Source organism: Shewanella sp. SNU WT4, from assembly GCF_006494715.1.
Lineage (GTDB): Bacteria > Pseudomonadota > Gammaproteobacteria > Enterobacterales > Shewanellaceae > Shewanella.
Genome location: NZ_CP041151.1, coordinates 2,480,281 through 2,503,595, shown reverse-complemented (window position 1 = coordinate 2,503,595; position 23,315 = coordinate 2,480,281). Strand labels below are relative to the sequence as shown.

General features: G+C 44.8%; 19 protein-coding genes. 12 read left to right on the top strand and 7 right to left on the bottom strand.

Annotated features, from left to right (window positions below; genetic code table 11):
- Positions 1-23: 23 nt before the first annotated feature.
- Positions 24-1,901, top strand: a complete 1,878-nt coding sequence (locus FJQ87_RS11225; RefSeq protein WP_140932709.1) for an AsmA family protein — start codon at positions 24-26, stop codon at positions 1,899-1,901.
- Positions 1,901-2,407, top strand: coding sequence for a BsuPI-related putative proteinase inhibitor (locus FJQ87_RS11220; RefSeq protein WP_140932708.1), 507 nt, complete (start codon positions 1,901-1,903; stop codon positions 2,405-2,407). The genes FJQ87_RS11225 and FJQ87_RS11220 overlap by 1 nt, the downstream gene beginning before the upstream one ends.
- 106 nt (positions 2,408-2,513) lie before the next feature.
- On the opposite strand, the gene FJQ87_RS11215 is transcribed toward FJQ87_RS11220, so the two are convergent.
- Together FJQ87_RS11215 and gloB are read right to left on the bottom strand one after the other, a co-directional pair.
- Entirely contained in the window at positions 2,514-4,070 is a 1,557-nt protein-coding gene (locus FJQ87_RS11215; RefSeq protein ID WP_140932707.1) for a LysM peptidoglycan-binding domain-containing protein, read from the bottom strand.
- A 97-nt stretch (positions 4,071-4,167) separates the two neighbouring features.
- Positions 4,168-4,932, bottom strand: a complete 765-nt coding sequence (gene gloB / locus FJQ87_RS11210) for a hydroxyacylglutathione hydrolase (RefSeq protein ID WP_140932706.1) — start codon at positions 4,930-4,932, stop codon at positions 4,168-4,170.
- A 151-nt stretch (positions 4,933-5,083) separates the two neighbouring features.
- Here gloB and FJQ87_RS11205 point away from each other — a divergent pair, with 151 nt between their 5' ends.
- The 5 genes from FJQ87_RS11205 (at position 5,084) to FJQ87_RS11185 (ending at position 10,919) form a co-directional block, all read left to right on the top strand.
- Positions 5,084-5,803 carry a methyltransferase domain-containing protein gene (locus FJQ87_RS11205; RefSeq protein WP_140932705.1) on the top strand — a complete coding sequence of 240 codons (720 nt, stop codon included), beginning with the start codon at positions 5,084-5,086 and terminating at the stop codon, positions 5,801-5,803.
- Between the two features lie 73 nt (positions 5,804-5,876).
- A complete protein-coding gene (locus tag FJQ87_RS11200; RefSeq protein ID WP_140932704.1) occupies positions 5,877-6,770 on the top strand; it encodes a LysR substrate-binding domain-containing protein in 894 nt (297 codons plus the stop codon).
- A gap of 132 nt (positions 6,771-6,902) precedes the next feature.
- On the top strand, positions 6,903-7,409 hold the full coding sequence (locus FJQ87_RS11195) for a GNAT family N-acetyltransferase (protein ID WP_140932703.1): 507 nt from the start codon (positions 6,903-6,905) through the stop codon (positions 7,407-7,409).
- A 99-nt stretch (positions 7,410-7,508) separates the two neighbouring features.
- On the top strand, positions 7,509-8,711 hold the full coding sequence (locus tag FJQ87_RS11190; RefSeq protein ID WP_140932702.1) for an IS256-like element ISSod4 family transposase: 1,203 nt from the start codon (positions 7,509-7,511) through the stop codon (positions 8,709-8,711).
- Between the two features lie 639 nt (positions 8,712-9,350).
- Positions 9,351-10,919, top strand: a complete 1,569-nt coding sequence (locus tag FJQ87_RS11185) for a S8 family serine peptidase (protein ID WP_140932701.1) — start codon at positions 9,351-9,353, stop codon at positions 10,917-10,919.
- Positions 10,920-11,005: 86 nt separating this feature from the next.
- On the opposite strand, the gene asnS is transcribed toward FJQ87_RS11185, so the two are convergent.
- From asnS to pabB, 3 genes are all read right to left on the bottom strand, one after another.
- Positions 11,006-12,406 carry an asparagine--tRNA ligase gene (gene asnS / locus FJQ87_RS11180; protein ID WP_140932700.1) on the bottom strand — a complete coding sequence of 467 codons (1,401 nt, stop codon included), beginning with the start codon at positions 12,404-12,406 and terminating at the stop codon, positions 11,006-11,008.
- Between the two features lie 279 nt (positions 12,407-12,685).
- Entirely contained in the window at positions 12,686-13,273 is a 588-nt protein-coding gene (locus tag FJQ87_RS11175) for a CoA pyrophosphatase (RefSeq protein WP_140932699.1), read from the bottom strand.
- Positions 13,274-13,382: 109 nt separating this feature from the next.
- Positions 13,383-14,852 (bottom strand): aminodeoxychorismate synthase component I, encoded by a 1,470-nt coding sequence (pabB, locus tag FJQ87_RS11170; protein WP_140932698.1) that lies wholly within the window; start codon positions 14,850-14,852, stop codon positions 13,383-13,385.
- A gap of 107 nt (positions 14,853-14,959) precedes the next feature.
- Between pabB and FJQ87_RS11165 the strand changes: the two genes are divergently transcribed.
- The 5 genes from FJQ87_RS11165 (at position 14,960) to FJQ87_RS11145 (ending at position 21,246) form a co-directional block, all read left to right on the top strand.
- Positions 14,960-16,489 (top strand): fumarate hydratase, encoded by a 1,530-nt coding sequence (locus FJQ87_RS11165; RefSeq protein ID WP_140932697.1) that lies wholly within the window; start codon positions 14,960-14,962, stop codon positions 16,487-16,489.
- A 153-nt stretch (positions 16,490-16,642) separates the two neighbouring features.
- Positions 16,643-18,694 carry a S9 family peptidase gene (locus FJQ87_RS11160; protein WP_140932696.1) on the top strand — a complete coding sequence of 684 codons (2,052 nt, stop codon included), beginning with the start codon at positions 16,643-16,645 and terminating at the stop codon, positions 18,692-18,694.
- A gap of 91 nt (positions 18,695-18,785) precedes the next feature.
- Positions 18,786-19,310, top strand: a complete 525-nt coding sequence (locus FJQ87_RS11155) for a GNAT family N-acetyltransferase (RefSeq protein WP_140932695.1) — start codon at positions 18,786-18,788, stop codon at positions 19,308-19,310.
- A gap of 139 nt (positions 19,311-19,449) precedes the next feature.
- A complete protein-coding gene (locus FJQ87_RS11150) occupies positions 19,450-20,358 on the top strand; it encodes a sensor domain-containing diguanylate cyclase (RefSeq protein ID WP_140932694.1) in 909 nt (302 codons plus the stop codon).
- Between the two features lie 255 nt (positions 20,359-20,613).
- Positions 20,614-21,246 (top strand): YchE family NAAT transporter, encoded by a 633-nt coding sequence (locus FJQ87_RS11145; RefSeq protein ID WP_140932693.1) that lies wholly within the window; start codon positions 20,614-20,616, stop codon positions 21,244-21,246.
- 130 nt (positions 21,247-21,376) lie between these two features.
- Here FJQ87_RS11145 and FJQ87_RS11140 read toward each other — a convergent pair whose 3' ends face one another.
- Together FJQ87_RS11140 and yfbR are read right to left on the bottom strand one after the other, a co-directional pair.
- Positions 21,377-22,699 carry an anti-phage deoxyguanosine triphosphatase gene (locus FJQ87_RS11140; RefSeq protein ID WP_140932692.1) on the bottom strand — a complete coding sequence of 441 codons (1,323 nt, stop codon included), beginning with the start codon at positions 22,697-22,699 and terminating at the stop codon, positions 21,377-21,379.
- 7 nt (positions 22,700-22,706) lie between these two features.
- The gene (gene yfbR / locus FJQ87_RS11135; RefSeq protein ID WP_140932691.1) at positions 22,707-23,294 is read right to left on the bottom strand and encodes a 5'-deoxynucleotidase; all 588 of its coding nucleotides are present in this window, start codon (positions 23,292-23,294) and stop codon (positions 22,707-22,709) included.
- Positions 23,295-23,315 lie beyond the last annotated feature (21 nt).

Below are 23,315 nucleotides of genomic sequence, written 5' to 3'. Positions count from 1 at the left end.
TTCTTTTTATCAGGGAGTGAGTTATGAAACTGCTTAAATGGTTGTTGGTCATAGTCGCCATTATCATATTGGTGCCTGTGATTTATCTGAGTGTTTTCTTCAATATTAATGATTACAAGGGGCAGTTAACCGCCGAAGTTGAAAAGGCTACCGGTCGACAATTAACGATTGCGGATGATTTACGTTGGAGTTTTTATCCAGATGTCGGCATTCGCCTAGGTGGGGTGAGTTTTGCTAACCCTAAAGGTTTGTCCAGTGAGCCCATGGTGCAAATTCAGGAAGCAACCGTTGCAGTAGCGCTTATGCCGCTATTTAGTAAAAGCATTCAAATTGCTGAAATTCGTGTTGATGGTTTAACCGCTAACCTAGTGACGGCTAAAAATGGCCAAACTAGTTTTAGTGGCTTGGGCGACGGCGCGACTGACACCAGCACTGACAACACTGCTACCGAAAAAGCAGCCACCGAAAAAGCTGATGTAGAAAATGCTGGACCAACATCGGGTATTTCCATGGCGAGTCTTGAAATTGGTGGTATTAGTATCGCTAATACCAAGATTAATATGATTAATCAAAAAGATAATAGCCAGCAAGTGTTTAGCTTAGATAACTTTACCTTGGGGCATTTTATTCCTGAAGTCGCTACGCCTATCAGCTTAGCCTTTAGTGCTGATATGCCAGATATGAAAGTCACCTCAAACGCTAATGGTAAAGTGTGGGTCAACCAAGATTACAGCCTAGCGCGAATTAGTGAGCTTGATATTCAAACTGTGCTGGTGGGCGCAGGCATACCTAATGGCGAACTTAAGACTAATTTAGTAACAGATATAGCAGTCGATTTAAACGCTAAGCAGTTAGATATGGTGTTAACCAAGCTGGTGGCCAACAATATTAATGGTCAGGGTAAAGTCGCCGTTAACTACGCCAAGGCCGTGCCTAAAATTGTATCTAATTTCAAGTTTGATGCGATTAATCTCACCCCTTGGATACCTGTAACCGACGGCGCGACTAATGACGCAGGAAGTGCTGCTAATAGTGACAATGCTAGCGCTAAGTCTAAGGTGGTGAGCGAGCCAGATTTAAGTGGGCTTAACAATATCGATGTTAAAACCAGTGTCAGTATCGCGGGCTTAACCCTAGATAAGTTCACGACTGGTGCATGGCAGTTAGAGGCACATATTAATAAGGGCGTGGCGAATTTAACGTCGCTTACCGCGCAATTATATCAAGGTCAATTTAGCATGAATGCTAGTCTTGATGGCCGTGAGTCTGTGCCAAGTTATCGCTTTTCTCAGCAATTAACTGGCGTACAAATTCGGCCGTTATTAACTGAGCTTGCGGATATTGATTTATTAGCGGGCGCGACTGCCTTTGAAGTATCTGGCCATGGCCGCAGTTTAATTCCAGATAATTTAAAGAAAAATCTGCAAGCTAAAGGTAAGTTTGAATTTACTGATGGCTCACTTTATGGCGTTAACATTCCGCACATGATCCGTGAAGCGCAAGCGGCACTTAAAGGCGATTTGCAAACCCAGGAGGCTGAAAAGAAAACCGACTTTTCGAGCTTAGCGGGCAGCTTTACCTTAGCTAATGGCATAGCCAATAATCCAGATTTACTGTTGCAGTCGCCACTTATTCGCGTAAGCGGCCAAGGCGATGCCAATATCATTAATGAAAGTTTGCATTATCAGTTAACCACTAAAGTGGTTAGCAGCCTCAAAGGACAGGGCAGCAATGATGAACTCTCGGGTATCAGCATTCCATTACTTATTACTGGCACCTTTACTGAGCCTAAATTTGCTTTAGATACTAAGGCGTTATTAAACAATAAAGTGAAAGATGAAGTTAAAAAGGTTGAAGATAAGCTTAAAAATAAGTTACTCGATAAACTTGGAGTCTTTTAATGAAAACTGGGTTAGCGGTAATGATTAACGTAGCTGGAGTCGCCGCGATAGCTATGAGCATCAATGCGTGTGCTGGCGTCCATCCTGCCTCTTCTGGGCATCACTTGGGGGGGCATCAAGGCAGTCGCTTACAAGATGAGGCAAGTATGAACTTAGGTGTTTTGCAGGGGGCGTTAACTCAAGAGGCAGATACTTGGGTGCTGACAGTCACGAATCCTACCGCAAGCCCAGTGTATTTGAGTTTTAATTCGGGGCAAAATGGTGATTTGGCCTTAGTGGCGGCCAATGGCCAAGTGCTGTGGCGCTGGTCAGAAAGCTATATGTTTACCCAAGCGATGCGTGAATCAACGGTGGCCGCAGGCGGCGTACGCGAAGTTAAGTTTACTGTGCCCGCAGAGGTGTTAGCTAAGGCAAAACCTGGAATGCAGTGGCAAGCCAGCTTTAATGGCCGTTTAGTCACAACGGGGGATGCCGCTATGGCGGTGACTCGAGTTAAGATTGAATAGTTGCGGCCAGTAATCAATTACACGGTTTAAAAAATTAACAACACCAACAAAAACGGGGCCTGAGGCCCCGTTTTTTTAGTACTGTATCTGTGACATCCCAATAGGATTAGACACTCATCTTAGTCACATCAACATGTAGCTTTAGCATTTGACCAGGTTGCAGATACTTCTTATTCTGCAAATTATTCCAACGAGTCAGCTCGCTCACAGTAACGTTGAATTTACTGGCAATTTTAGCCAGTGAATCACCGCTTTTTACTTTGTAATTTACTGTGCGCATCACAGCGCTATCGCTTTGCTGCTGGCTTACCTTATTGGTCCAAATCACTAACTTTTTACCTGGACGTAAGGCATCTTTCGGTGCCATGCCATTCCAGCTTGCCAGTTTAGCGACGCTAGTGTTGTGCTTGTTGGCGATTTTCCAAAAAGAATCACCGGCTTTGACTGTATATTCTTGCTTATAGTTCGCGCGTTTTGTCGATTGCTTCGACTTTAAACGCTGATCGGCTGAGAATGAATACAGTTCAGGCGATTTAGCCGCCACAGGTAACAACAAATGGCGACCATCGACTATGCTGTTGCCTTTGATATTGTTTACTGAGCGAATAACATCAACGCTAGTGTGATACTTTTTGGCAATCATGCCTAAACTATCACCGGCCTTAATTTTATAACGTAACCAATTTAGGCGTTCAGTCGACTCAGTGTCATTTAATGCCAGTTTAAAGGCATCAGACTTTTCCACTGGGATCACTAAAGTATGTGGACCCTCGGGCGCCGTTGCCCAGCGGTTATAGCCTGGGTTTAACTTGTGCAGCTCGCTAATTGACATATCGGCAAGATCGGCGGCAAACGCTAAATCAATTTGACTACCTACATCAATCACTTCAAGCACAGGTTCATTAGCAATCGGTGTTAATTTAATGCCATATTTGTCAGCATTTTTAATCACGTCGGCTAATGCGAGTAACTGCGGCACATAACGCTCAGTTTCTCGCGGTAAACTCAGCGAGAAAAAGTCAGTCGATTGGCCTTTAGCGCGATTACGCTTAACGGCATTGAGTACGCGACCTTCACCTGTGTTGTATGCGGCAATAGCATATAACCAGTTGTTATGAGTCTTACCATGAAGATACTCAAGCATATCTAAGGCTGCGGTAGTGGCCGCTGGCACGTCACGACGACCGTCATACCACCAATTCATTGACAAGCCAAAATGCTTAGCCATAGGTGAAGTAAACTGCCACAAACCTGAGGCCGCACCATGGGAGTAGGCGAAAGGATCAAATGCACTTTCGACAATTGGCAGTAACGCCAATTCCATGGGTAAATTTCTTTGTTCTAATTGTTCAACAATCATGAACATAAATGGACTGGCACGCTCTGAGATTGTAGCTAAATGCTCAGGATGTTTGATATACCAATCACGATATTGATTCACCAGTTTTTCATCTGGGATCGGAAAATCAAGTTGCTCACGCACTCGTTGCCATACATCCGTGATAACAACCGGTTCTGGCGTGGTTTCTACGATAATTTCTTCTGGCGTAACTGGTGCTCTAGTGACTTTCGCCTGTGGCAGCTCAGCTTCTGTGTTGTCGAATGATTGACAGCCAGTGAGCAGGGCAATTCCCACTACTAACATAATTTTTGATAGGCGCATGTACAGGAGCTTTCCTCTAATCTACTACTTTTCAATAAGTTAAGTGTTTCTTCTGTGTTTCCTTGTTACTGAAGAGGGGGGCATAGTATAGTAATTTTTAGAACTTGTCTTTCCATTGGCGCAAAAGGGCAAAGTAGCTCACATTTCCATCAGATACTTGTGTTTGGTGTGTGAGAATTGTTTGTTGAATGTTGGTTTTATGACAGCGCAAAAATGGATTGATAGCCTTCTCTCTGGCTATCGTGCTGGGTAAAGTAATGCGTCCTGCGTCTCTTTGAGCAATAACCCATTGCTGATAATCAATTAATTCTTGGTTATCAGGCTCAACGGCCATAGCAAATTTAAGATTTGCTAAGGTATATTCATGGGCGCAGCACACTAAGGTATCATCAGGTAAGGCCTGAAGTTGGCTAAGAGATTGCACCATTTGCTCGGCAGTGCCTTCAAATAAACGTCCACAGCCACCGCTAAAAAGTGTGTCACCACAAAATAGAAATGGCGCAAAATAGTAGGCTAGGTGGTCTAAGGTGTGACCCGGAATGGCAAAAACTGTCACATCACCAAGCCCAGCTAATGCATAAGTACCTGCTGTGATGGGATGCGTCACACTGGCAACACTAGGGCTTGGGCCATAAACAGGAATATCGCCATAATATTCCAGTAAGGCGTCAATACCGCCGGTATGGTCCCAATGATGATGAGTGATTAAAATGCCGTGCAGCACTTGGCCACCTTGTGATAGTTGCTCAATGACTTCAGTGGCTGTGCTTGGGTCAACCACATAATTGAGTTGTTCACTTGAGTTATGTAGCCACCAAATGTAATTATCTGAGAGTGCAGCAATGGGGGTAAGCGTTAGCATAATGGGTCTTCCTCAAAAAAGGTGTCGCCAATATGCCACAACTAACGGCTTAACCGCAAAGTACAGCTTGCCACGGCAAGCACGGATTAAGGTACTTACCAATAAGACAACAAGGATAAGGCTAGTATTATGATTTTTAAGAGGTCTACCTGTGACAGCTGATAATCATCATCCCTTTAGTTGGCGCGATTTCAGCCATGGTGACGTGTTGGCGCAGCACATTAATAGTGCGCTTAGCCCTTGGTGGCCGAAAGTATTTGGTTATCACTTGCTCAAACTTGGTCACTTAGCGCGTGACTTAGATAGCTCAAGCTGTCGCATCAATCATCAAATCACCTTAGCTGGCGAACCAGGTTGCGGCGTGATTGCCAGTTGCAGTGACTTACCCTTTAAAGCCGCTACTATTGATGCTGCAATTTTGCCGTGTTTACTTGAGTTTGAAACTAATCCATACCGCATTTTGCGTGAAGTCGATAGGGTACTCATCAGTGGCGGCTATTTATTCATCATAGGGTTTAACCCTTTAAGCCCCTTGTTTTTTGGTAAAATGCTGCCTAAATATCAAAGAGATTTCCCTTGGTGCGGCCATTTTTATTTACCGTCGCGGGTAAAAGACTGGCTGCATTTATTAGGCTATCAATTAGTCGCCGATGAAAGGCGTTTATATCACCCATTAATCGGTCCACTAAAAGAGTATTCCTTCTGGCAAGACTCTCTTAAATCATGGTTACCTGGCGCTGGCAGTATTTATGTATTAGTGGCGCGTAAAATCGACTCACCGTTAACGCCCATTCGTAACAAACAAAAAGTAAAACGTCGCCAATGGAGCGCAGCTACCACAGCGAGCCGTTTGCCGCGGCAAAAAGAATAAAAAAGTAATAACAACATAGCCAAAACTGCACGATGTCAATGGAGATATAAAGCAGTCATCCCAAGGAGCTTGAGTGAAAATTAGTTTGAAACAGTTGGCCGTTTTTGTGGCTGTCGCGCGCAGTGGTCAAGTGGCTCGCGCCGCGCAGCAACTAAGCTTATCGGCGCCTGCGACGTCTATGTCATTGGCCGAGCTTGAACGTCAATTAGCTTGCCAACTGTTTATCCGTAAAGGCAACCGTTTACAGCTCAATGCCAGAGGCGAGCAATTATTACCCCAAGCCATAGATATTTTAGATAGGGTTGACGAAATCGAGCAAAGCTTTGATCCTGATGCAGATTTACTCTCGGGTAACCTTAGATTGAGTGCCAGTTCCACCTTAGGTAATTACTTATTGGCGGGGGCCAGCGTAAAGTTTCAATTGCAGCATCCGCAAGTGCATTGCCAACTACACATAGGTAACACTCAACAAGTGATCGATGCCGTTTTGGAAGGTCACAGCGAAATGGGGTATATCGAAGGGCATTGCCCAGATAGACGCTTACATGTCAGTCAATGGCAGCAGGATGAGTTAGTGGTTTTTTGCGCGCCTAATCATCCTTTTGCCAATACAGAAGTCAGCGCTGCGTCATTAGCTGCAGAAGTGTGGGTGCTGCGCGAATCAGGCTCCGGTACGCGCGAAGTGTTTGTCAATAACATGCTGGAAAAGGGCGTGCAACCGCAATTATCATTTAGCTTTAATACCGCAGATGCCATTAAACAAGCCGTAAAGCAAGGCGGTGGCCTTGGGGTGTTATCAGGCTTAATCGTTAATGATGATATTAATGCTGGTCTATTAGCGCGGGTGCGTATTAGCGATATGAACCTTAAACGCTCTTTTTATCGGATTCATCATAAAAGCCGTAAAATGACCGGCCTTGCCAGCCAATTCGACGCTTTTTGCCAGCAGCAGTGGCAAATACAGTAAATAGTCATTATTCACGCTGACAGCGCCGCGGGTTTTAGCGGGTTGTATTAGTTCAGCACTGAGCGCTGCAAATAATCATCAAGGTTTTTGTGCTTACTAAGCGTCAGTATTTTTAAGATAGGAAATATTCATATGAAAGTGGTATGTGAAACCGAGCGGTTGATTATTAGACAGTTTGAATTGAGTGATGCTGAGTTTATTATTCAATTACTCAATGAAGAATCCTTTATTCGTTATATTGCGGACAAAAAAGTACGTACTGCAGATGATGCCATTAACTATCTAAAACATGGCCCGATGGCGAGTTATGATAAACATGGGTTTGGGCTTAATTTAGTTACGCTAAGCAGTGATAACACTCCCATAGGTATGTGCGGGGTATTAAAAAGAGACGAACTTGCATATCCAGATTTAGGTTATGCGTTTTTGACGCAATTTTGTGGTAACGGTTATGCGAGTGAAGCCGCTGAAAAAACCTTAACCGTCACTATGAAAACTTGCGCATTAGCGACAGTTTTAGCTGTCACCCTTCCAGATAATATCCGCTCTAACCAATTGCTTAAAAAAATCGGCTTTGGTTTTAAACACACAATGGAATTATATGGGGCGCAAAACAACCTTTACCAATATCTAGTTTGATTAACTTAAGGTTTAAAGGGACTGCTAACTCGTGATTTTTTCGGTAGTGTTCATAATTCTGTGTCATTTCAGTAAAATATTCAAAAACAGGAATGACACATGACCCAACCTTTTAACTTCGAACAAGCCCTTAAAGATCTGCAGTCAGGTAAAAGCCTCACAGGTAAAGACAGCATTCTTGGTCCACTGATCAAGCAACTCACTGAAGCGGCTCTCCAGGCTGAGCTTGAGCAGCATTTAGCGCATGATCCTCTGCCTAATCGTAAAAATGGCAAAACCCCTAAGACCATTAAGCATCCGTCCGGTAACTTTGAGTTAGACACCCCTAGAGACCGCAATGGCACTTTTGAACCTCAGTTGATTAAGAAAAATCAAACTACGCTAACCGATGAAATCGAACGTAAAGTGTTATCGATGTTCAGTATAGGTATGAGCTATCGCGATATTAATCAACATGTTGAAGATATGTATGGGATCAATGTATCTAACGCAACAGTCAGTGCTATCACTGATAAACTCATCCCCGAACTTAAAGCGTGGCAACAGCGCCCATTAGATAGCCATTATCCTATCGTTTGGCTTGATGCGATACATTATAAAGTCAAAGAGGATGGGCGTTACGTCAGTAAAGCCGTTTACACATTGTTAGCGCTTAATATGAAAGGAAAAAAGGAAATTTTAGGGCTTCATTTATCCGAAAATGAAGGCGCTAATTACTGGCTATCCGTACTGACCGATCTTAATAATCGTGGTGTAAAAGATATTCTTATCGCCTGTGTTGACGGCTTGACCGGTTTCCCTGAGGCGATAGCCAGTATCTTCCCTAATACGGAAACACAGCTATGTGTTATCCACCAGATCCGCAACTCAATGAAGTATGTCGCCTCAAAACATCAGAAAGCGTTTATGGCTGATTTAAAGCCTGTGTATCGAGCCGTGAGTAAAGAAGCCGCAGAGATGGCATTGGACGAACTGGAGGCCAAATGGGGTGATGCTTATCCGCTGGTAATCAACTCTTGGCATCGCAAATGGCATAATTTGTCCCATTATTTTAGGTACCCAGAACATATCAGGAAAGTGATTTACACGACCAATGCCGTTGAGGCGGTACATCGCCAATTTAGAAAGCTCACCAAAACCAAAGGTGCTTTTCCTAATGAAAATAGCTTGTTGAAGCTACTTTATGCAGGCATATTAAACGCCTCAGATAAATGGACCATGCCAATCCACAATTGGAGCCTTTGTTTATCTCAGTTAGCGATTTATTTTGAAGGGCGTTTAGATAGCGTGCTAGAAATTTAAAAATTAGCCTGACACAGAATTTTGAACGCCCTCGATTTTTCAGTTTCATTGAGCCTTACTTCTTACGCTTTGTACTGCTCAATTAAAACTGACCAGTACACTCCAAATCTCTTTCCTAGAAATGACAGTCATAACAAAGAAATTAACGCTACCCAGTTGTGATTGTTTAACCGCATTGAAGGCTCTACTTGATAGCTGTAGTGATCTTGTTGTTACCGCCGCATAGATCATTTCACCGCACCTTAGAGCGAATATTCCCATAGTGATAATGGTTTCACTGCCATGGTTTAAGTTAGTACCGCCCAAACAATCGTTTGTTACGAAAGACTTAAACACTCAAGTCTGCTTTATCAACTCTTTGGTTGAAAAACTTTTTATCATCATTAGCCGAGTTAATATGGCATTGAATGGGTCTTGAATGGCTTAGCAGGCCGAAATGGTCACAGCGCAACTTATGGTTCGAGCATCTATATTTACAGTGGTGGCTAATTACAGAGGTAAGTTGTGAATTAGCCTTAGGATGCAGACCCCATGTTTGGGAGGTTGCTAACTCATACGACCTAAGTCTTTCGGATAAAAGCTTCGTAAACATTTGATGCAACTTAGGACTGATAACGTTGAACTTAATGGAGTAAAACAATGAAGCTAACACGAATAGCAAGCGGAATTATGGTGTTATCTGTTGGTGTTATCACCCAAGTGCAAGCGGATGACCATCGTTATGTCATTGAAGTGGCAGCGGGGCATCAAGGTGTTGTTAAAGCATTAGCAAAAAAATTAGGCGGTGACATTAAGCTAGAGGGTGACGCGTTTTTTGCAGCCACCTTTACTGGCAAAGATTTAGCACAAGTTAAAGGCTTACTTAAAAACCCACACATCACCCTCATTGAAGAAGACGTTCGTCGCTATCCCTTAGCCTTGTATAAGGATGATGTGGGTGACCCCATGTCAACACAAATTACCCCATATGCTATTTATCAGTCTCGCGCGAATGAAGTGACCTTTAATCCAAGTGCAGGCATGAAAGTGTGTGTCATTGATTCAGGTTTAGATGCTTCAAACCCAGATTTTGTTTGGAATAATATCACAGGTGATAACGATTCTGGCACGGGTAACTGGTATGACAATGGTGGCCCGCACGGTACTCACGTTGCGGGAACCATAGCGGCGGCAGACAACGACGTGGGCGTGATAGGTATGGCACCAGGCGTAGCCTTGCACATAGTCAAAGTGTTTAATGCATCAGGTTGGGGGTACTCATCTGATTTAGCTTACGCGGCCAGCAAGTGTCGTAACGCCAGCGCAAACATCATCAGCATGAGCTTAGGCGGCGGTGGCACCAATAGGACTGAGAAGAAGGCTTTTGATGATTTTACTGCTGCAGGTGGTTTAGTGCTCGCCGCGGCGGGTAATGATGGTAATTCAGTGCGTTCCTATCCTGCAGGTTACCCATCGGTGATGATGATTGGTGCTAATGATGCCAATAACAATATTGCTAGTTTTTCGCAATTCCCAACCTGCCTAAGTGGACGCGGTAAAAGAGCGGTAAACGACGATGGTATTTGTGTTGAAGTCACGGCCGGTGGTGTAAATACCTTATCTACATACCCAGTAGGCATGGCCACTGCGGCAGCTGTGACGGCAGATAGTGCCGCAATAGCTTCGTCAGCGATGGAAAATCTAGGGGTTGTGACCGCATCGAACGCTCATTATATGGGTACTGCGCAAGCTATTGATACAAATGCCAACGGTAAGGTGTGTCTTATTGATCGTGGCGCAATTTCATTCCACGACAAAGTGCTGAACTGTCAAAATTCTGGGGGTGTTGCAGCGGTTATAGTTAACAACGTATCTGGCATGCTATACGCCACTTTGGGTGATACTAATGCGACAACTATCCCCGCCGTGGGGGCTGCGCTAGAAGACAGAGCAACCTTATTGAACGCACAAAATATATCAGTATCTATTGCTGCGAGTGACTACGGTTTTATGAGTGGCACTTCTATGGCAACCCCTGCGGTATCAGGTGTTGCCGCACTGGTATGGTCTAACCATTCAGAATGTACAGGTACACAAATACGAAACGCGTTAAAAGCAACGGCAATGGATGCCGGAGCCATCGGCAAAGATAACTATTTTGGTTACGGTATTGTCAACGCGCAGCTAGCAGATGTTTACCTCACCACTAATGGGTGCTCAGGTAAATAATCATTTAAAGACTCAAACGTTAGATAACAAAAAAGGAGCCTTAGGGCTCCTTTTTATTGTACTTTCTTAATGGCTAGTAATAGCGCTTAGAAAGTGGCGCTGCGCGGCGCACGTGGGAATGGGATAACATCACGGATGTTAGATACGCCAGTTACGTAAGACACTAAACGCTCAAAGCCTAAACCGAAACCTGCGTGTGGCACTGTGCCATAACGACGCAGGTCACGATACCACCAGTAATCTTCTTGTGATAAATCCATTTCGGCTAAACGCATGTCCAGCACGTCAAGACGCTCTTCACGCTGTGAACCACCGATGATTTCACCGATACCAGGAGCTAATACGTCCATAGCGGCAACGGTTTTACCGTCATCGTTTAAGCGCATGTAGAAGGCTTTAATGTCTTTTGGATAGTTTTTCACTACCACAGGGGCTTTAAAGTGTTCTTCAGCTAAGTAACGCTCATGCTCAGACTGTAAATCGATACCCCAAGTCACTGGATAATCGAACTTCTTACCACAGTTCTCAAGAATGGTTACCGCATCGGTATAGTCAACTTGTGCAAAGTCGCTGCTCACGAAAGACTCTAAACGCTCAATCACTGTCTTGTCGACACGTTGGGCGAAGAACTCTAAATCGTCACGACGCTCAGCTAATACGGCATTGAATGCGTACTTAAGCATAGCTTCAGCAAGACCGGCAACATCATCTAAGGTCGCGAAGGCAACTTCAGGTTCAACCATCCAGAACTCAGCCAAGTGACGGCTAGTGTTAGAGTTTTCAGCGCGGAAAGTCGGGCCAAAGGTGTAAACCTTAGATAAGGCACACGCATAAGTTTCAGCGTTCAACTGGCCAGAAACCGTTAAGAAAGCTTCTTTACCGAAGAAATCTTGGTCGTAGTCTACTTTACCCGCATCAGTGCGAGGTAAGTTTTCCATATCTAAGGTCGATACGCGGAACATCTCACCAGCACCTTCACAATCAGAGGCAGTGATCAGCGGGGTAGATACCCAAATGAAGCCTTGCTCGTGATAGAAACGGTGAATGGCTTGAGATAAGCAGTTACGAACGCGCGCAACAGCACCAATTAAGTTAGTGCGTGGGCGTAAATGGGCTAATTCACGTAAGTACTCGATTGAGTGACGCTTTGCTGCCATTGGGTAAGTATCTGGATCATCGACCCAACCAGTGACATTAACGTCAGTCACTTGCAATTCATAAGCTTGGCCAGCGCCTGGAGATTCAACCACTTCGCCCGTCATTACTACAGAACAACCTGCAGTTAATTTCAGCACTTGGTCTTGATAATTCTCTAAGCTATTTGGCACTACACCTTGAATGGCATCAAAACAGGAACCGTCATAGACGGCCAGAAAAGAAATTCCGGCTTTGGAATCACGGCGAGTACGCACCCAGCCACGAACTGTGACTTGCGAACCGACAGCAAATTCCCCTTTAAATACAGCAGCGACAGATGCAATGCTCATTGTTGCTTAGTTCTCCAACGAAAAGACGTTATTAACAATTTTGGACGCTTATATTACCTTGATACAGGGTTTTCTCAAGGGTAAAAAGCCCTGCAGCCGACAAATAGCGTGATATTGGTAGAAATTTAGACGCTTAGTCACTGCGCTGGCAAATTTTAGGGATGGCTTTACGTAACTTGTACTGACGAACCCTTGTTTTGACTCGCGATTGCGACGTCTTGATAACGCACTTTTAGCTAATCAAGGTTACTTAATCAATAGGGCGAGTTAGAAATAGAGTTACTGAACCGCATCAGCTAACTGTAGGGCTAATTGATCTATCATGGCCGCGGTCGCGCCCCAAATAAATTTATCTTGATAGGGGATAAACCCCACAGTCATGTCTTGGCCTTGGCGGCGAAACTTGGCAGTATGCCTGTGCTGGGCTTGCATTAAATGCTGCCATGGCACAGAGAAGCATTCAGCCACTTCATTTTTATCAAGTGTTGGCGTAAAAGCGCCATGAATAATGGCAACCACAGGGGTGATACTAAAACCACTTAAGGTATGGTTGCTGTGCAAGCAGCCTAATACTTCAATTTGCTCGGTGTGGATGCCAATTTCTTCTTGGGTTTCGCGCAGCGCCGTCGTAATTAAATCGCCGTCGCGCCCTTCATGTTTGCCCCCTGGAAAGCTAATTTGGCCTGGGTGAGCATTAAGATGGGCTGCGCGGCGGGTTAACAGTAACTGCGCGCCTGATCTTGTTTGAAAAAAGGGCATTAATACCGCCGCTTGCACTAACTTTTTTGGCGGGGCAAGCATAGGCAACACGCGCGCAGCAGTCACTGATTGCAGTAAAAAGCGCATTTTTAGTTCAGCTAGCTGCATGTATCATCCTTTATTGTCAGTCACTTCAATGCCATAGCTTGAGGCCATAATTCAGAGTCATTGTTTGGTGTAAGCGCTTGGCCGCGTGAGTCAGTTATCTTTTACAAGATTAACAAGGCGTGGCCTTAGGCATATCGCCAAGTAGTGGCAATATTTTACTTACCTTATCAAAGCTTTCTTGATACTCGTTCGCCGCTTTTGAGTCTGCCACTATGCCGCCGCCCGCCCAGCAATATAACTGACTATCTTCGGCAAGTAAGGTGCGAATACAAATGCTGCTATCCATCTTGTTATCTTGGCTGATATAGACAATCGAGCCGCAATAAATGCTGCGCCGCGAAGGCTCGAGTTGCTCAATAATGGCCATAGCGCGAATTTTGGGGGCGCCAGTAATCGAGCCACCAGGAAAACATGCCTTTAATAAATCTGCGGCCTGATAATTAGGGGCTAATTCACCGGTCACTGTGCTCACTAAATGATGCACGGCTGGAAAGCTTTCAATATCAAACAGTTTTGGCACTCGCACGCTACCTGCGCTGGCAACTTTTCCTATGTCATTACGCAGTAAGTCGACAATCATTAAGTTTTCAGCGCGATCTTTTTCTGAATTGGCTAAACGGGTAGCATTGGCGCTGTCTTGCAGCGGGTCGCTATGGCGCGGCAAGGTACCTTTAATCGGCTTAGTTTCCACTAATCCGTGTTGCAACCGAATAAAACGCTCAGGGGATATGGATAAAATGGCTTGCTCAGGTAAGCGGATAAAGGCCGAAAACGGCGCTTGGTTAGCAGCGCGTAGGCGTAAATAAGCACTCCACTCATCGCCTTGATACGGGGCACTAAAGCGCTGAGTTAAGTTAATCTGATAACAATCGCCGCTATGTAAATAGGCTTGAATTTGCTCGAACTTAGCCGTGTATTCGCTTGGTGTCATTTGCGCTGCCCAAGGCGCCGTGAGCTTGAAAGGCGCTGCGGGCGCATTAGTCGAACAATCGCTTGCTAAACGTCCTTGCAGCCAAGTCAGTGTAGCTTGTAAGGCATCATGACCAAAGGCATGCACTAAGCTCCAGCTTGAATGTTGATTATCAAAAACAAGCGCCGCGGGATACACGCCTATGGCCATAGTCGGTAAGTGAATATCAGCAGCAGCAATGCAAGGGATAGTCTCAACTTCACGGCCCAAATCATAACTTAAGGTGCCCATTAAGCCGCCACTAAAAGGTAAGTGCGATGGCTGCGCTTCTTGGAAAAAGCGCGCTTGCACGATTTTTAACGCTGCAAACGGATCTTGGCTAATAAACTCAGGCTCGCTAATGGGAGTATTACACTTGGAATTTGGTTGCGAGCTATTAACTGCCAGCAGTGAAATATGTTCACGTAAATAACAGCCATCCGCTTGTTGCTGCAAAGTGGCGATAGGCTCGAAGCAGATGATGTCGAAGCGTGCATCTATGTGTTTGGCGTTAGCGCTATCAAGCAACATGGCCCAAGGTAAGTGCTGCAACTGTGAAAATATTTCAGCACTGGTCAATTGCCAGCCTAATGCGAGTGTTGCTGGCGATACTTGACGGTTAGCAAACATGTAAACACCTTATGTATATTGTGATCTAGTCGTGAAACCTAACTGCGGGTATTATAAGCCGAGGAATAATTATAATGACATAGTTAACCTGTGACGGGTTAACCTAGATGGAGCGCGAGATGACCCTAATAAAGCAAGCAGACTTTATCGATAGCATTGCTGATGCCCTGCAATACATTTCTTATTACCATCCGAAAGATTTTATCGATGCTATGAACTTGGCTTATGAGCGCGAGCAAAGCGCTGCCGCTAAGGATGCCATGGCGCAAATTCTCATTAACTCCCGCATGTCTGCCGAAGGCAAACGTCCCTTATGCCAAGACACTGGCATAGTCACGACTTTCGTTAAAATCGGTATGGACGTCAAATGGGACAAGACGGATATGACGGTGCAGCAAATGGTCGATGAAGGCGTGCGCCGCGCTTATAACAATCTTGATAATCCACTGCGGGCATCGATAGTGTCAGATCCTGCCGGCGCGCGGGTCAATACCAAAGACAATACCCCATCAGTGGTGCATCTTGAATCTGTTCTTGGTCATCATATTGAAGTCATGATTGCTGCTAAAGGCGGCGGCAGTGAAAACAAAGCTAAAATGGCCATGCTTAATCCCTCCGATGATATCGCCGCTTGGGTTGAAAAAACGCTGCCAACTATGGGTGCTGGTTGGTGTCCACCAGGTATGCTTGGCATAGGTATAGGTGGCACGGCAGAGAAAGCTGCGGTACTAGCCAAAGAAGCCTTAATGGAAAGCGTGGATATTCATGAGTTACAAGCGCGCGGCGCCGTGACGACCGAAGAGAAACTGCGACTAGATATTTTTACCCGTGCCAATAACTTAGGCATAGGCGCGCAGGGCCTTGGCGGCTTAACTACTGTGCTTGATGTCAAAATTAAATCGGCGCCAACCCATGCCGCATCAAAACCAGTGGTAATGATCCCCAATTGCGCCGCCACAAGGCATGTGCATTTTCATCTTGATGGCTCAGGACCTGCCACGCTCACGCCGCCATCATTAGCTGATTGGCCGCAAATAACTTGGGAAGTCGGGGAAAATGTTCGCCGCGTCAATCTTAATAGTTTGACTCAAGCCGAGATGGAGCAGTGGCGCAGCGGCGATACCTTATTGCTAAGCGGTAAAATGCTAACCGGACGAGACGCTGCCCATAAACGTATTCAAGGGTTAATTGAATCTGGCCAAGCTTTGCCTGATGGCGTTGATTTTCATGGTAAGTTTATTTATTACGTTGGCCCAGTTGATCCTGTGCGTGATGAGGTGGTGGGACCTGCTGGCCCAACAACCGCGACGCGCATGGATAAATTTACCGACATGATGTTAGATAAAACTGGTTTGATGGGCATGATAGGTAAGGCTGAGCGCGGACCTGCGACTGTGGCTTCCATTAAAGCTCATAAAGCCGTGTATTTAATGGCTGTGGGTGGCGCCGCATATTTAGTTTCTAAAGCGATTAAACATGCGCGCGTGGTGGCCTTTGCCGATCTCGGCATGGAAGCTATCTATGAGTTTGATGTCACCGATATGCCAGTCACAGTCGCTGTAGATTCGTTAGGGGTGAATGTTCATGACACAGGGCCTGCCCAGTGGAAAGTGAACCTTGGCGCTAATAAGTCTTAATGCCAATTAATTTATTCAATTGGTTAGCTATTTGAACTTGAGCAATCTTAGTCACGCGCTTAGCTAACTTTGCGACGTACAAGCAAGTAAAAACTGTGCTTGCTTGTACGCAGTAAAGCTTTAGCGCGGTAATCACTTAAATAAGAAGAACAAATGAAATATTCGAAATTATTGTTGGCCTTAACCTTGGCCAGTAGTGCGCAGCTGGCTCACAGTAGCAGTTTGAAGCCATTTAGTGTGCAAGACTTAGTTAAGTTGAATAAACAGCATTCAGTGGCGGTGGCAAGTGATGGTAGTCGCTTGGTGTATGGCTTAAATGTGATGGATGCTAACGGTGACCGAGAGTCTGAATTGTATTTGGTGGACGTCACTAAACCTGATGCGCCAGCCATTCAGTTAACCGCCACTAAAGGCACTGAACATTCAGTGGCATTCGCCCCAGATAATCAATCAATTTACTTCTTGGCCAATCGCAATGGCACCAGTCAGTTATTTAGGCTGTCACTGCAAGGCGGTGAAGCTCAGCCTGTGTCACAACTGCCGTTAGATATTGATGGTTTTCAATTAGATAATTCTGGCAATCAAGTGGCCCTGCAAATTCGGGTGTTTCCTGAGTGTAAGACCTTAACCTGCTCGAAAGATAAGTTTACGGCTCAGGCTGATAAGCCAAACGCGGGGCGAGAATACACTCAGTTGATGGTGCGCCATTGGGATACTTGGCACGATCATGCCCGTAATCATTTGTTTGTGGCGCCATTAACGGCTGCAGGTCTTGGTGAATTAGTGGACGTGACTGCAGGGCTTGATACTGAAGCGCCGCCAAAGCCATTTTCAGGCATGGAAGAAGTGACCTTTACGCCCGACGATAAATCCTTGGTGTATACCGCTAAAGCGCCAAGTAAAGATCAAGCGTGGACGACAAATTATGATTTATGGCAAGTGCCTGTGACTGGTGGCACCGCTAAAAACCTCACCGCTGATAATAAGGCCTGGGATGCCCATGCAACTTATTCGCCTGACGGCCGTTATCTTGCTTATTTAGCCATGAGTAAACCGGGTTTTGAAGCAGACCGTTACCGCATTATGTTGCTTGATTCTGTGACTGGTGAGAAAAAAGAAGTGGCGCCGCTGTGGGATAGAAGCCCTGATTCGTTAATGTTTTCTAAAGACGGTAAAAGCTTATATGTAACGGCGCAAGATTTAGGTCAGGTTGGCATTTTTGAAGTGAATACCCAATTTGGCGATGTTAAACCTTTGCATAGCGAAGGGAGTAGTCGCCTAGTGGCGCTAACCCCAGAAACTATAGTGTTTAGTCGCAGTAGCTTAGTTGAACCGGGCGACATTTATTCATTAGATTTAGGCACTAATCAAGTGTCACGCATTACCGCTGTGAATAAAGATAAGCTTGCCAGCCTCAAATTTGGTGAATTTGAGCAGTTCAATTTTAAAGGTTGGAATAACGAAACTGTTTATGGTTACTGGTTAAAACCTGCCAATTTTGAGGCTGGAAAACAGTACCCCATTGCATATTTAGTCCATGGTGGCCCACAAGGCTCCTTTGGTAATAGCTTTAGCCATCGCTGGAACCCACAAGTGTGGGCGGGTGCTGGTTATGGCGTAGTGATGGTCGATTTTCATGGTTCCACCGGTTATGGCCAAGCGTTTACCGATTCCATTAGTCAAGATTGGGGCGGTAAGCCGCTGGAAGATTTGCAAAAAGGTCTAGAGAGCGTCGCCCAGCAGCAACCTTGGTTAGACAAAAATAATGCCTGCGCCTTAGGTGGCAGTTATGGTGGCTATATGATGAACTGGATCCAAGGCAACTGGCCTAATGGCTTTAAGTGTTTAGTGAATCACGCGGGCTTATTTGACATGCGCTCTATGTATCATGTTACTGAAGAATTATGGTTTCCTGAGTATGAATTTGGTGGCCCGTACGAGCAGAACAAGGCGCTGTATGAGAAGTTTAACCCAGTCAATCATCTCAAAAATTGGAAAACCCCTATGCTGGTTATCCATGGTGAGAAAGACTTCAGGGTGCCTTATGATCAAGGCTTAGCGGCGTTTACTTATATGCAGCGCAATAATATTCCATCCAAATTACTCATATATCCAAGCGAAAATCATTGGATTTTATCGCCGGAAAATCTGGAACAGTGGTATGGCAATGTGCTTGGCTGGTTAAATACCTACACAGCTAAATAATCCTAAAGGCCTGCATTAGCAGGCTTTTTTATCTATGGGATAGTTCTCTATGTACTTTCCTTTTAAGGGCGCAGTGACTACGGAAATCTTAATGTCATCAACAACAATTACCTTGGCTTATGCCAATGAAGCGCGTGATAGCGCGGCAATTTTAGCGCTGATGAATCACGCCATTATTAATACCACCGCCCTCTATGACTTAGCGCCAAGAGATGATGCTTGGTTAAGTGCTTGGTTTGCTACTAAAAGTAGCCAGCAGCAACCCATAGTCGTCGCCTTGGCAGCATCGCAGCTCCTAGGTTTTGGCTCTTATGGCCATTTTCGTGCCTATGCCGCCAATCGCTTTACCGTGGAGCATAGCTTGTATGTTGATGCGGAACATCAAGGACAGGGCGTTGGCCGTTTATTGCTGCAAGCCTTGATTACTGAAGCTAAAACCGCGGGCATGCATACCATGATAGCGGCTATTGATAGCGACAATCTTGCCAGTATTGGTTTACATCAAGGGCAAGGGTTTAGCTCGGCGGGTGAGCTTAACCAAGTGGCTTTTAAGTTCGATCGATGGCTTAACTTAAGCTTGCTGCAAAAAATGCTAAAAGAGGATGTGCCTCGTTAGTAATGATTTAAATGATAAGAGCGCAAGCATTCATTAAAGCCCTTGTTATATAAGTGATGTTTCATCGGCATTGTCATCAGCAAATGCAATGGGTTGGCTATACTCATCATATTAATAAAATAATCAGGTTAGAGTACCAATGAAATTGTCCACGGATGAGCAGTTAATAGATATCAACCAAGCATTACTTACGCTGGTGGCTGATAATTCCGACATGATTATTTTTGTTAAAGATATGGCGCGGCGCTATGTCTATATCAATCGTCTTGGCCGCGAGTATCTTAAGATTGCAGCGGATGCGCAGTTAGGCTTTTGCGATGAAGATATTCTCCACTCAAGCTGCCTTAAAACTATCTCGGCTCATGATGACCGCGTGCTAGCACTCGGTGAAGATCTTGAGCAAATGGAAAGCATTCAAAGTCTTAATGATCATGTGACCCATCATTTTTCCGTAAAAAAGAAAGCCATTATTAATAATCACAATGTGGTGATTGGCATTATGGGCTTTGCTACCGATGTTACTGATATGCAAACCCATCAATTAGAACTGCAGCACATGGTGATGACAGACTCACTCACAGGCTTAGTCAATCGGCGTTACTTTATGAATGCCTTAGAGCGAGAATGCGCGCGCAGTAAACGCCAAACTATGCCCTTTGTCTTGTGCGTATTGGACGTTGATAACTTTAAGAGGATTAATGATATCTATGGTCATGCCGCCGGTGACAAGGTGTTAGTGGTGTTATCTGAGTTATTAAAGTCGGCGCTTAGGCAAGAAGATACCATAGCAAGACTTGGGGGGGAGGAGTTTGGTTTGTTGCTGCCTAACACTAAGGTGTTGTTAGCCAGTCAATTAATTAAACGCTTACTGGCGGAGCTGCGAAAATTTAGAATTAAGATAAGTGATTCTGTGGATATAGGTATTACGGTAAGCGTTGGTATTACTCAGTGGGAAGATACCGACGCCCATTTTGAATCTTGCCTACATAAGGCCGACCAGCTTATGTATGAAGCTAAAGAGCATGGCAAGAATCGTTTTAGAAGCTAGTTGGCTCGATGGCAAGTTGCTCAGAACTCGTTTATCAGTCTAATTAAGCGCTATGATTAATATCTCTAGTTAATTGTGAGGTATCACAGTTAATCGCTAGATGAAGGTACGTGCTTAAGCATTAAAAATTGATATTTTTACAAAGTGTGAGCTATCACAATAAATCGCTATTCAGTGTCTAACCTCATTAAGGTAGAGTAGCCGCCTTATTAGCCATCGCCAATTGACGGCTGCCTATCGTCAAAGGAAACACTCGTGGATATCACTCTTTACGTTAAATTTTTTCTTGGCTTAGTGGCCATTATTAACCCTGTGGGGTTATTACCTGTCTTTGTGAGTTTAACTAGTCATCAGAACAATGTGGATCGCAAGCATACGGCTAAAGTTGCTAACTTTGCGGTGGTCGTGATTCTGCTAGTGACCATAGTGGCTGGCCAACATATTTTGAACATGTTTAGTATCAGTTTATCGGCATTTAGAATTGCAGGTGGCAGCCTGATTGCCATCATAGCTATGTCTATGCTTCAAGGTAAGCTTGGTGAAGTTAAACGCAACCAAGAAGAAGATAGAGAATCTTCGGCGATGGAATCCGTTGCCGTTGTGCCTTTAGCCTTGCCATTAATGGCAGGCCCTGGCGCCATTAGTTCTGTGATAGTTTTTGCCGCTGAGCACAATACTTTAATGAATGTACTCGGCATGTTTGTGACTGTGATTATCTTTGGCTTACTGAGCTATTTACTCTTTAGCTTGGCCTCGATTATTTATCGGATTTTGGGTAAAACCGGTATTAACGTCATCACCCGTTTAATGGGTCTATTAATGCTATCTATTGGTATTGAAGTGATAGCGGCGGGCTTTAAGGGCATGTTCCCAAGTTTGTTAGGTTAACAAGCTAAGCAAGCCACTATACAAAAAAATACAAAAAACGCGCTAGAGGCGCGTTTTTTTATGGGTACAATTTATGCTAATTCATTAATAAAAATTCGAATTATTAATGTATTCACTGTTTCCGTCAGCGTTACTCTGGGCCAAAATCCAGAATATTGCCGGCATACGGGCTAAACAGTTGTTGATAAAGACGTGTGGCAAAATCATCTGTCATGCCGCCAATATAATCGGCAATGACGCGCGTTGAGTTGCCGTGGTTGGCATCCATTTGCTGATAACGCGCGCGGGTATTGGTGGGTAACAGCCGCATGGGGTCTGATTGAAAGGCTTCAAACAGTTTCATGATCATTTGTTGGCCTTTGTATTCCAGCATTTGCACTTCAGGCTTATGCACCACATTGACAGATACAAAGGTTTTTAAGCAATTAAGTAACAACTCAAACGGCGCCGATAGACAAGCGTTATAGCGTAATAATTCACAGGAAAACTCTGGGTTGTCATTAATATCAATGGCAGTCACTAAGGCATTAATTAGTATGCCAATGGCGTTTTTGCGTAAGTGATGAGTATTAGAAAATAAGGCTTGGGTGACACCACTTAAATGTTCACGAATATACTCATCCAGGCTTGAGGCAATCACAGGTTGCACTTGCTCTTGCCACTGCGCTTGGTTCACTATCCCCATCACAATGGCATCTTCTAAATCATGGACGGCATAAGCGATATCATCGGCCAGTTCCATAATGCTGCAATCTAAGGATTTATGAACGCTGCGCAGTTGCCCATTAGCTTTAGGACGCAGGGTTTGCAGTAGCTCAATATCTTTACTAGCTAGGGGGGATAGGATCCACTCAAGGATATCAGCATCATCATCATAGAGCGCCTTGTTGGGTAACCAATCGCTGGCTTTAACTTGAGCAAAGGGTTTGATGGCAGATGGCTGGCTTAGGCTTGGAATAGCGCTGTTAAGCACTGGATATTTAAGTACCCCCAGTAAGGTGCGGCGGCACAGATTCATACCATCATCTAAGGTATAAGGCTCAAGCTTAGTTAAAATTCTTAAGGTTTGGCCGTTACCTTCAAAACCGCCAAAGTCACGCATCATAAAATTAAGCGCAATTTCGCCGCCATGGCCAAACGGTGGATGGCCAATATCATGGGCCAAACACAGGGCATCAATTAGCGCATCATCCCCTAATAAATGGTTTAATTCCGGGCGCTTAGTTCGCAGCAGCGCCGCAATGCCTGTGCCTATTTGGGATACCTCTAACGAGTGGGTCAGGCGAGTGCGGTAAAAGTCATTCATGCCAACCCCCAAGACTTGGGTTTTGGCTTGTAGGCGCCTAAAGGCGGCGCTGTGCAAAATGCGCGCGCGGTCACGCTGATAGGGGCTGCGTTGATCAAAACGTCTTTGTTTATCTTCATCTAAACGTCTTTGTTGCCAGATTTCCATACGCTTCCTATAACATCTGATTAATTTGATCGAGATTGAGCCTAAAGCTTGGAATAAATAACTGAATGAAGTCTTGCACCGCAGGTAAAGGGTCTTGGGTCAATCTTTCTTCAAGGCGGCGTTTGGCAGTAAAAAATTCATCATTACCGGCGCGGCTTTCTTCTAAACACTTAAGGTAGGCGCATAAGGTATCTGCTGATTTTACTAAGGCCTTGTATTCAGGCGGTATGTGGCTAGTGACTAATAAAGATTCGAAATCTGGGCGGAGTAATTCCGGCAGCATATTGAGTAAATGGGTTTCGGCGATGGCCTCAATCTTTTTATATTCAGCTTCAATATCTTTGTTGAAATACTTAACCGGTGTTGGCAAGTCGCCCGTGAGTACTTCACTGGCGTCATGGTAAATGGCGATAGTGGCGGCGCGGTAAGGGTCAAATTGCGCTTGATGGTATTGATTGCTGATCACGGCTAGCGCGTGGGCCACCATAGCGACTTGAAGTGAATGCTCTTGCACGTTTTCGGTGCGGACATTGTGCATTAATGGCCAACGCTGAATTAACTTCATTCTGGCCATGTGGGCAAAGAAATGGCTCATAGGTATCCTTATCTAGTCTGT

What these genes read in the sequence shown, in the direction of transcription:
- yfbR (WP_140932691.1), bottom strand. Translation starts at nt 23,294, where the DNA reads ATGAGCCATTTCTTTGCCCACATGGCCAGAATGAAGTTAATTCAGCGT.
- FJQ87_RS11155 (WP_140932695.1), top strand. Translation starts at nt 18,786, where the DNA reads ATGTCATCAACAACAATTACCTTGGCTTATGCCAATGAAGCGCGTGAT.
- FJQ87_RS11140 (WP_140932692.1), bottom strand. Translation starts at nt 22,699, where the DNA reads ATGGAAATCTGGCAACAAAGACGTTTAGATGAAGATAAACAAAGACGT.
- gloB (WP_140932706.1), bottom strand. Translation starts at nt 4,932, where the DNA reads ATGCTAACGCTTACCCCCATTGCTGCACTCTCAGATAATTACATTTGG.
- FJQ87_RS11220 (WP_140932708.1), top strand. Translation starts at nt 1,901, where the DNA reads ATGAAAACTGGGTTAGCGGTAATGATTAACGTAGCTGGAGTCGCCGCG.
- FJQ87_RS11160 (WP_140932696.1), top strand. Translation starts at nt 16,643, where the DNA reads ATGAAATATTCGAAATTATTGTTGGCCTTAACCTTGGCCAGTAGTGCG.
- FJQ87_RS11150 (WP_140932694.1), top strand. Translation starts at nt 19,450, where the DNA reads ATGAAATTGTCCACGGATGAGCAGTTAATAGATATCAACCAAGCATTA.
- asnS (WP_140932700.1), bottom strand. Translation starts at nt 12,406, where the DNA reads ATGAGCATTGCATCTGTCGCTGCTGTATTTAAAGGGGAATTTGCTGTC.
- pabB (WP_140932698.1), bottom strand. Translation starts at nt 14,852, where the DNA reads ATGTTTGCTAACCGTCAAGTATCGCCAGCAACACTCGCATTAGGCTGG.
- FJQ87_RS11165 (WP_140932697.1), top strand. Translation starts at nt 14,960, where the DNA reads ATGGAGCGCGAGATGACCCTAATAAAGCAAGCAGACTTTATCGATAGC.
- FJQ87_RS11190 (WP_140932702.1), top strand. Translation starts at nt 7,509, where the DNA reads ATGACCCAACCTTTTAACTTCGAACAAGCCCTTAAAGATCTGCAGTCA.
- FJQ87_RS11185 (WP_140932701.1), top strand. Translation starts at nt 9,351, where the DNA reads ATGAAGCTAACACGAATAGCAAGCGGAATTATGGTGTTATCTGTTGGT.
- FJQ87_RS11215 (WP_140932707.1), bottom strand. Translation starts at nt 4,070, where the DNA reads ATGCGCCTATCAAAAATTATGTTAGTAGTGGGAATTGCCCTGCTCACT.
- FJQ87_RS11225 (WP_140932709.1), top strand. Translation starts at nt 24, where the DNA reads ATGAAACTGCTTAAATGGTTGTTGGTCATAGTCGCCATTATCATATTG.
- FJQ87_RS11175 (WP_140932699.1), bottom strand. Translation starts at nt 13,273, where the DNA reads ATGCAGCTAGCTGAACTAAAAATGCGCTTTTTACTGCAATCAGTGACT.
- FJQ87_RS11195 (WP_140932703.1), top strand. Translation starts at nt 6,903, where the DNA reads ATGAAAGTGGTATGTGAAACCGAGCGGTTGATTATTAGACAGTTTGAA.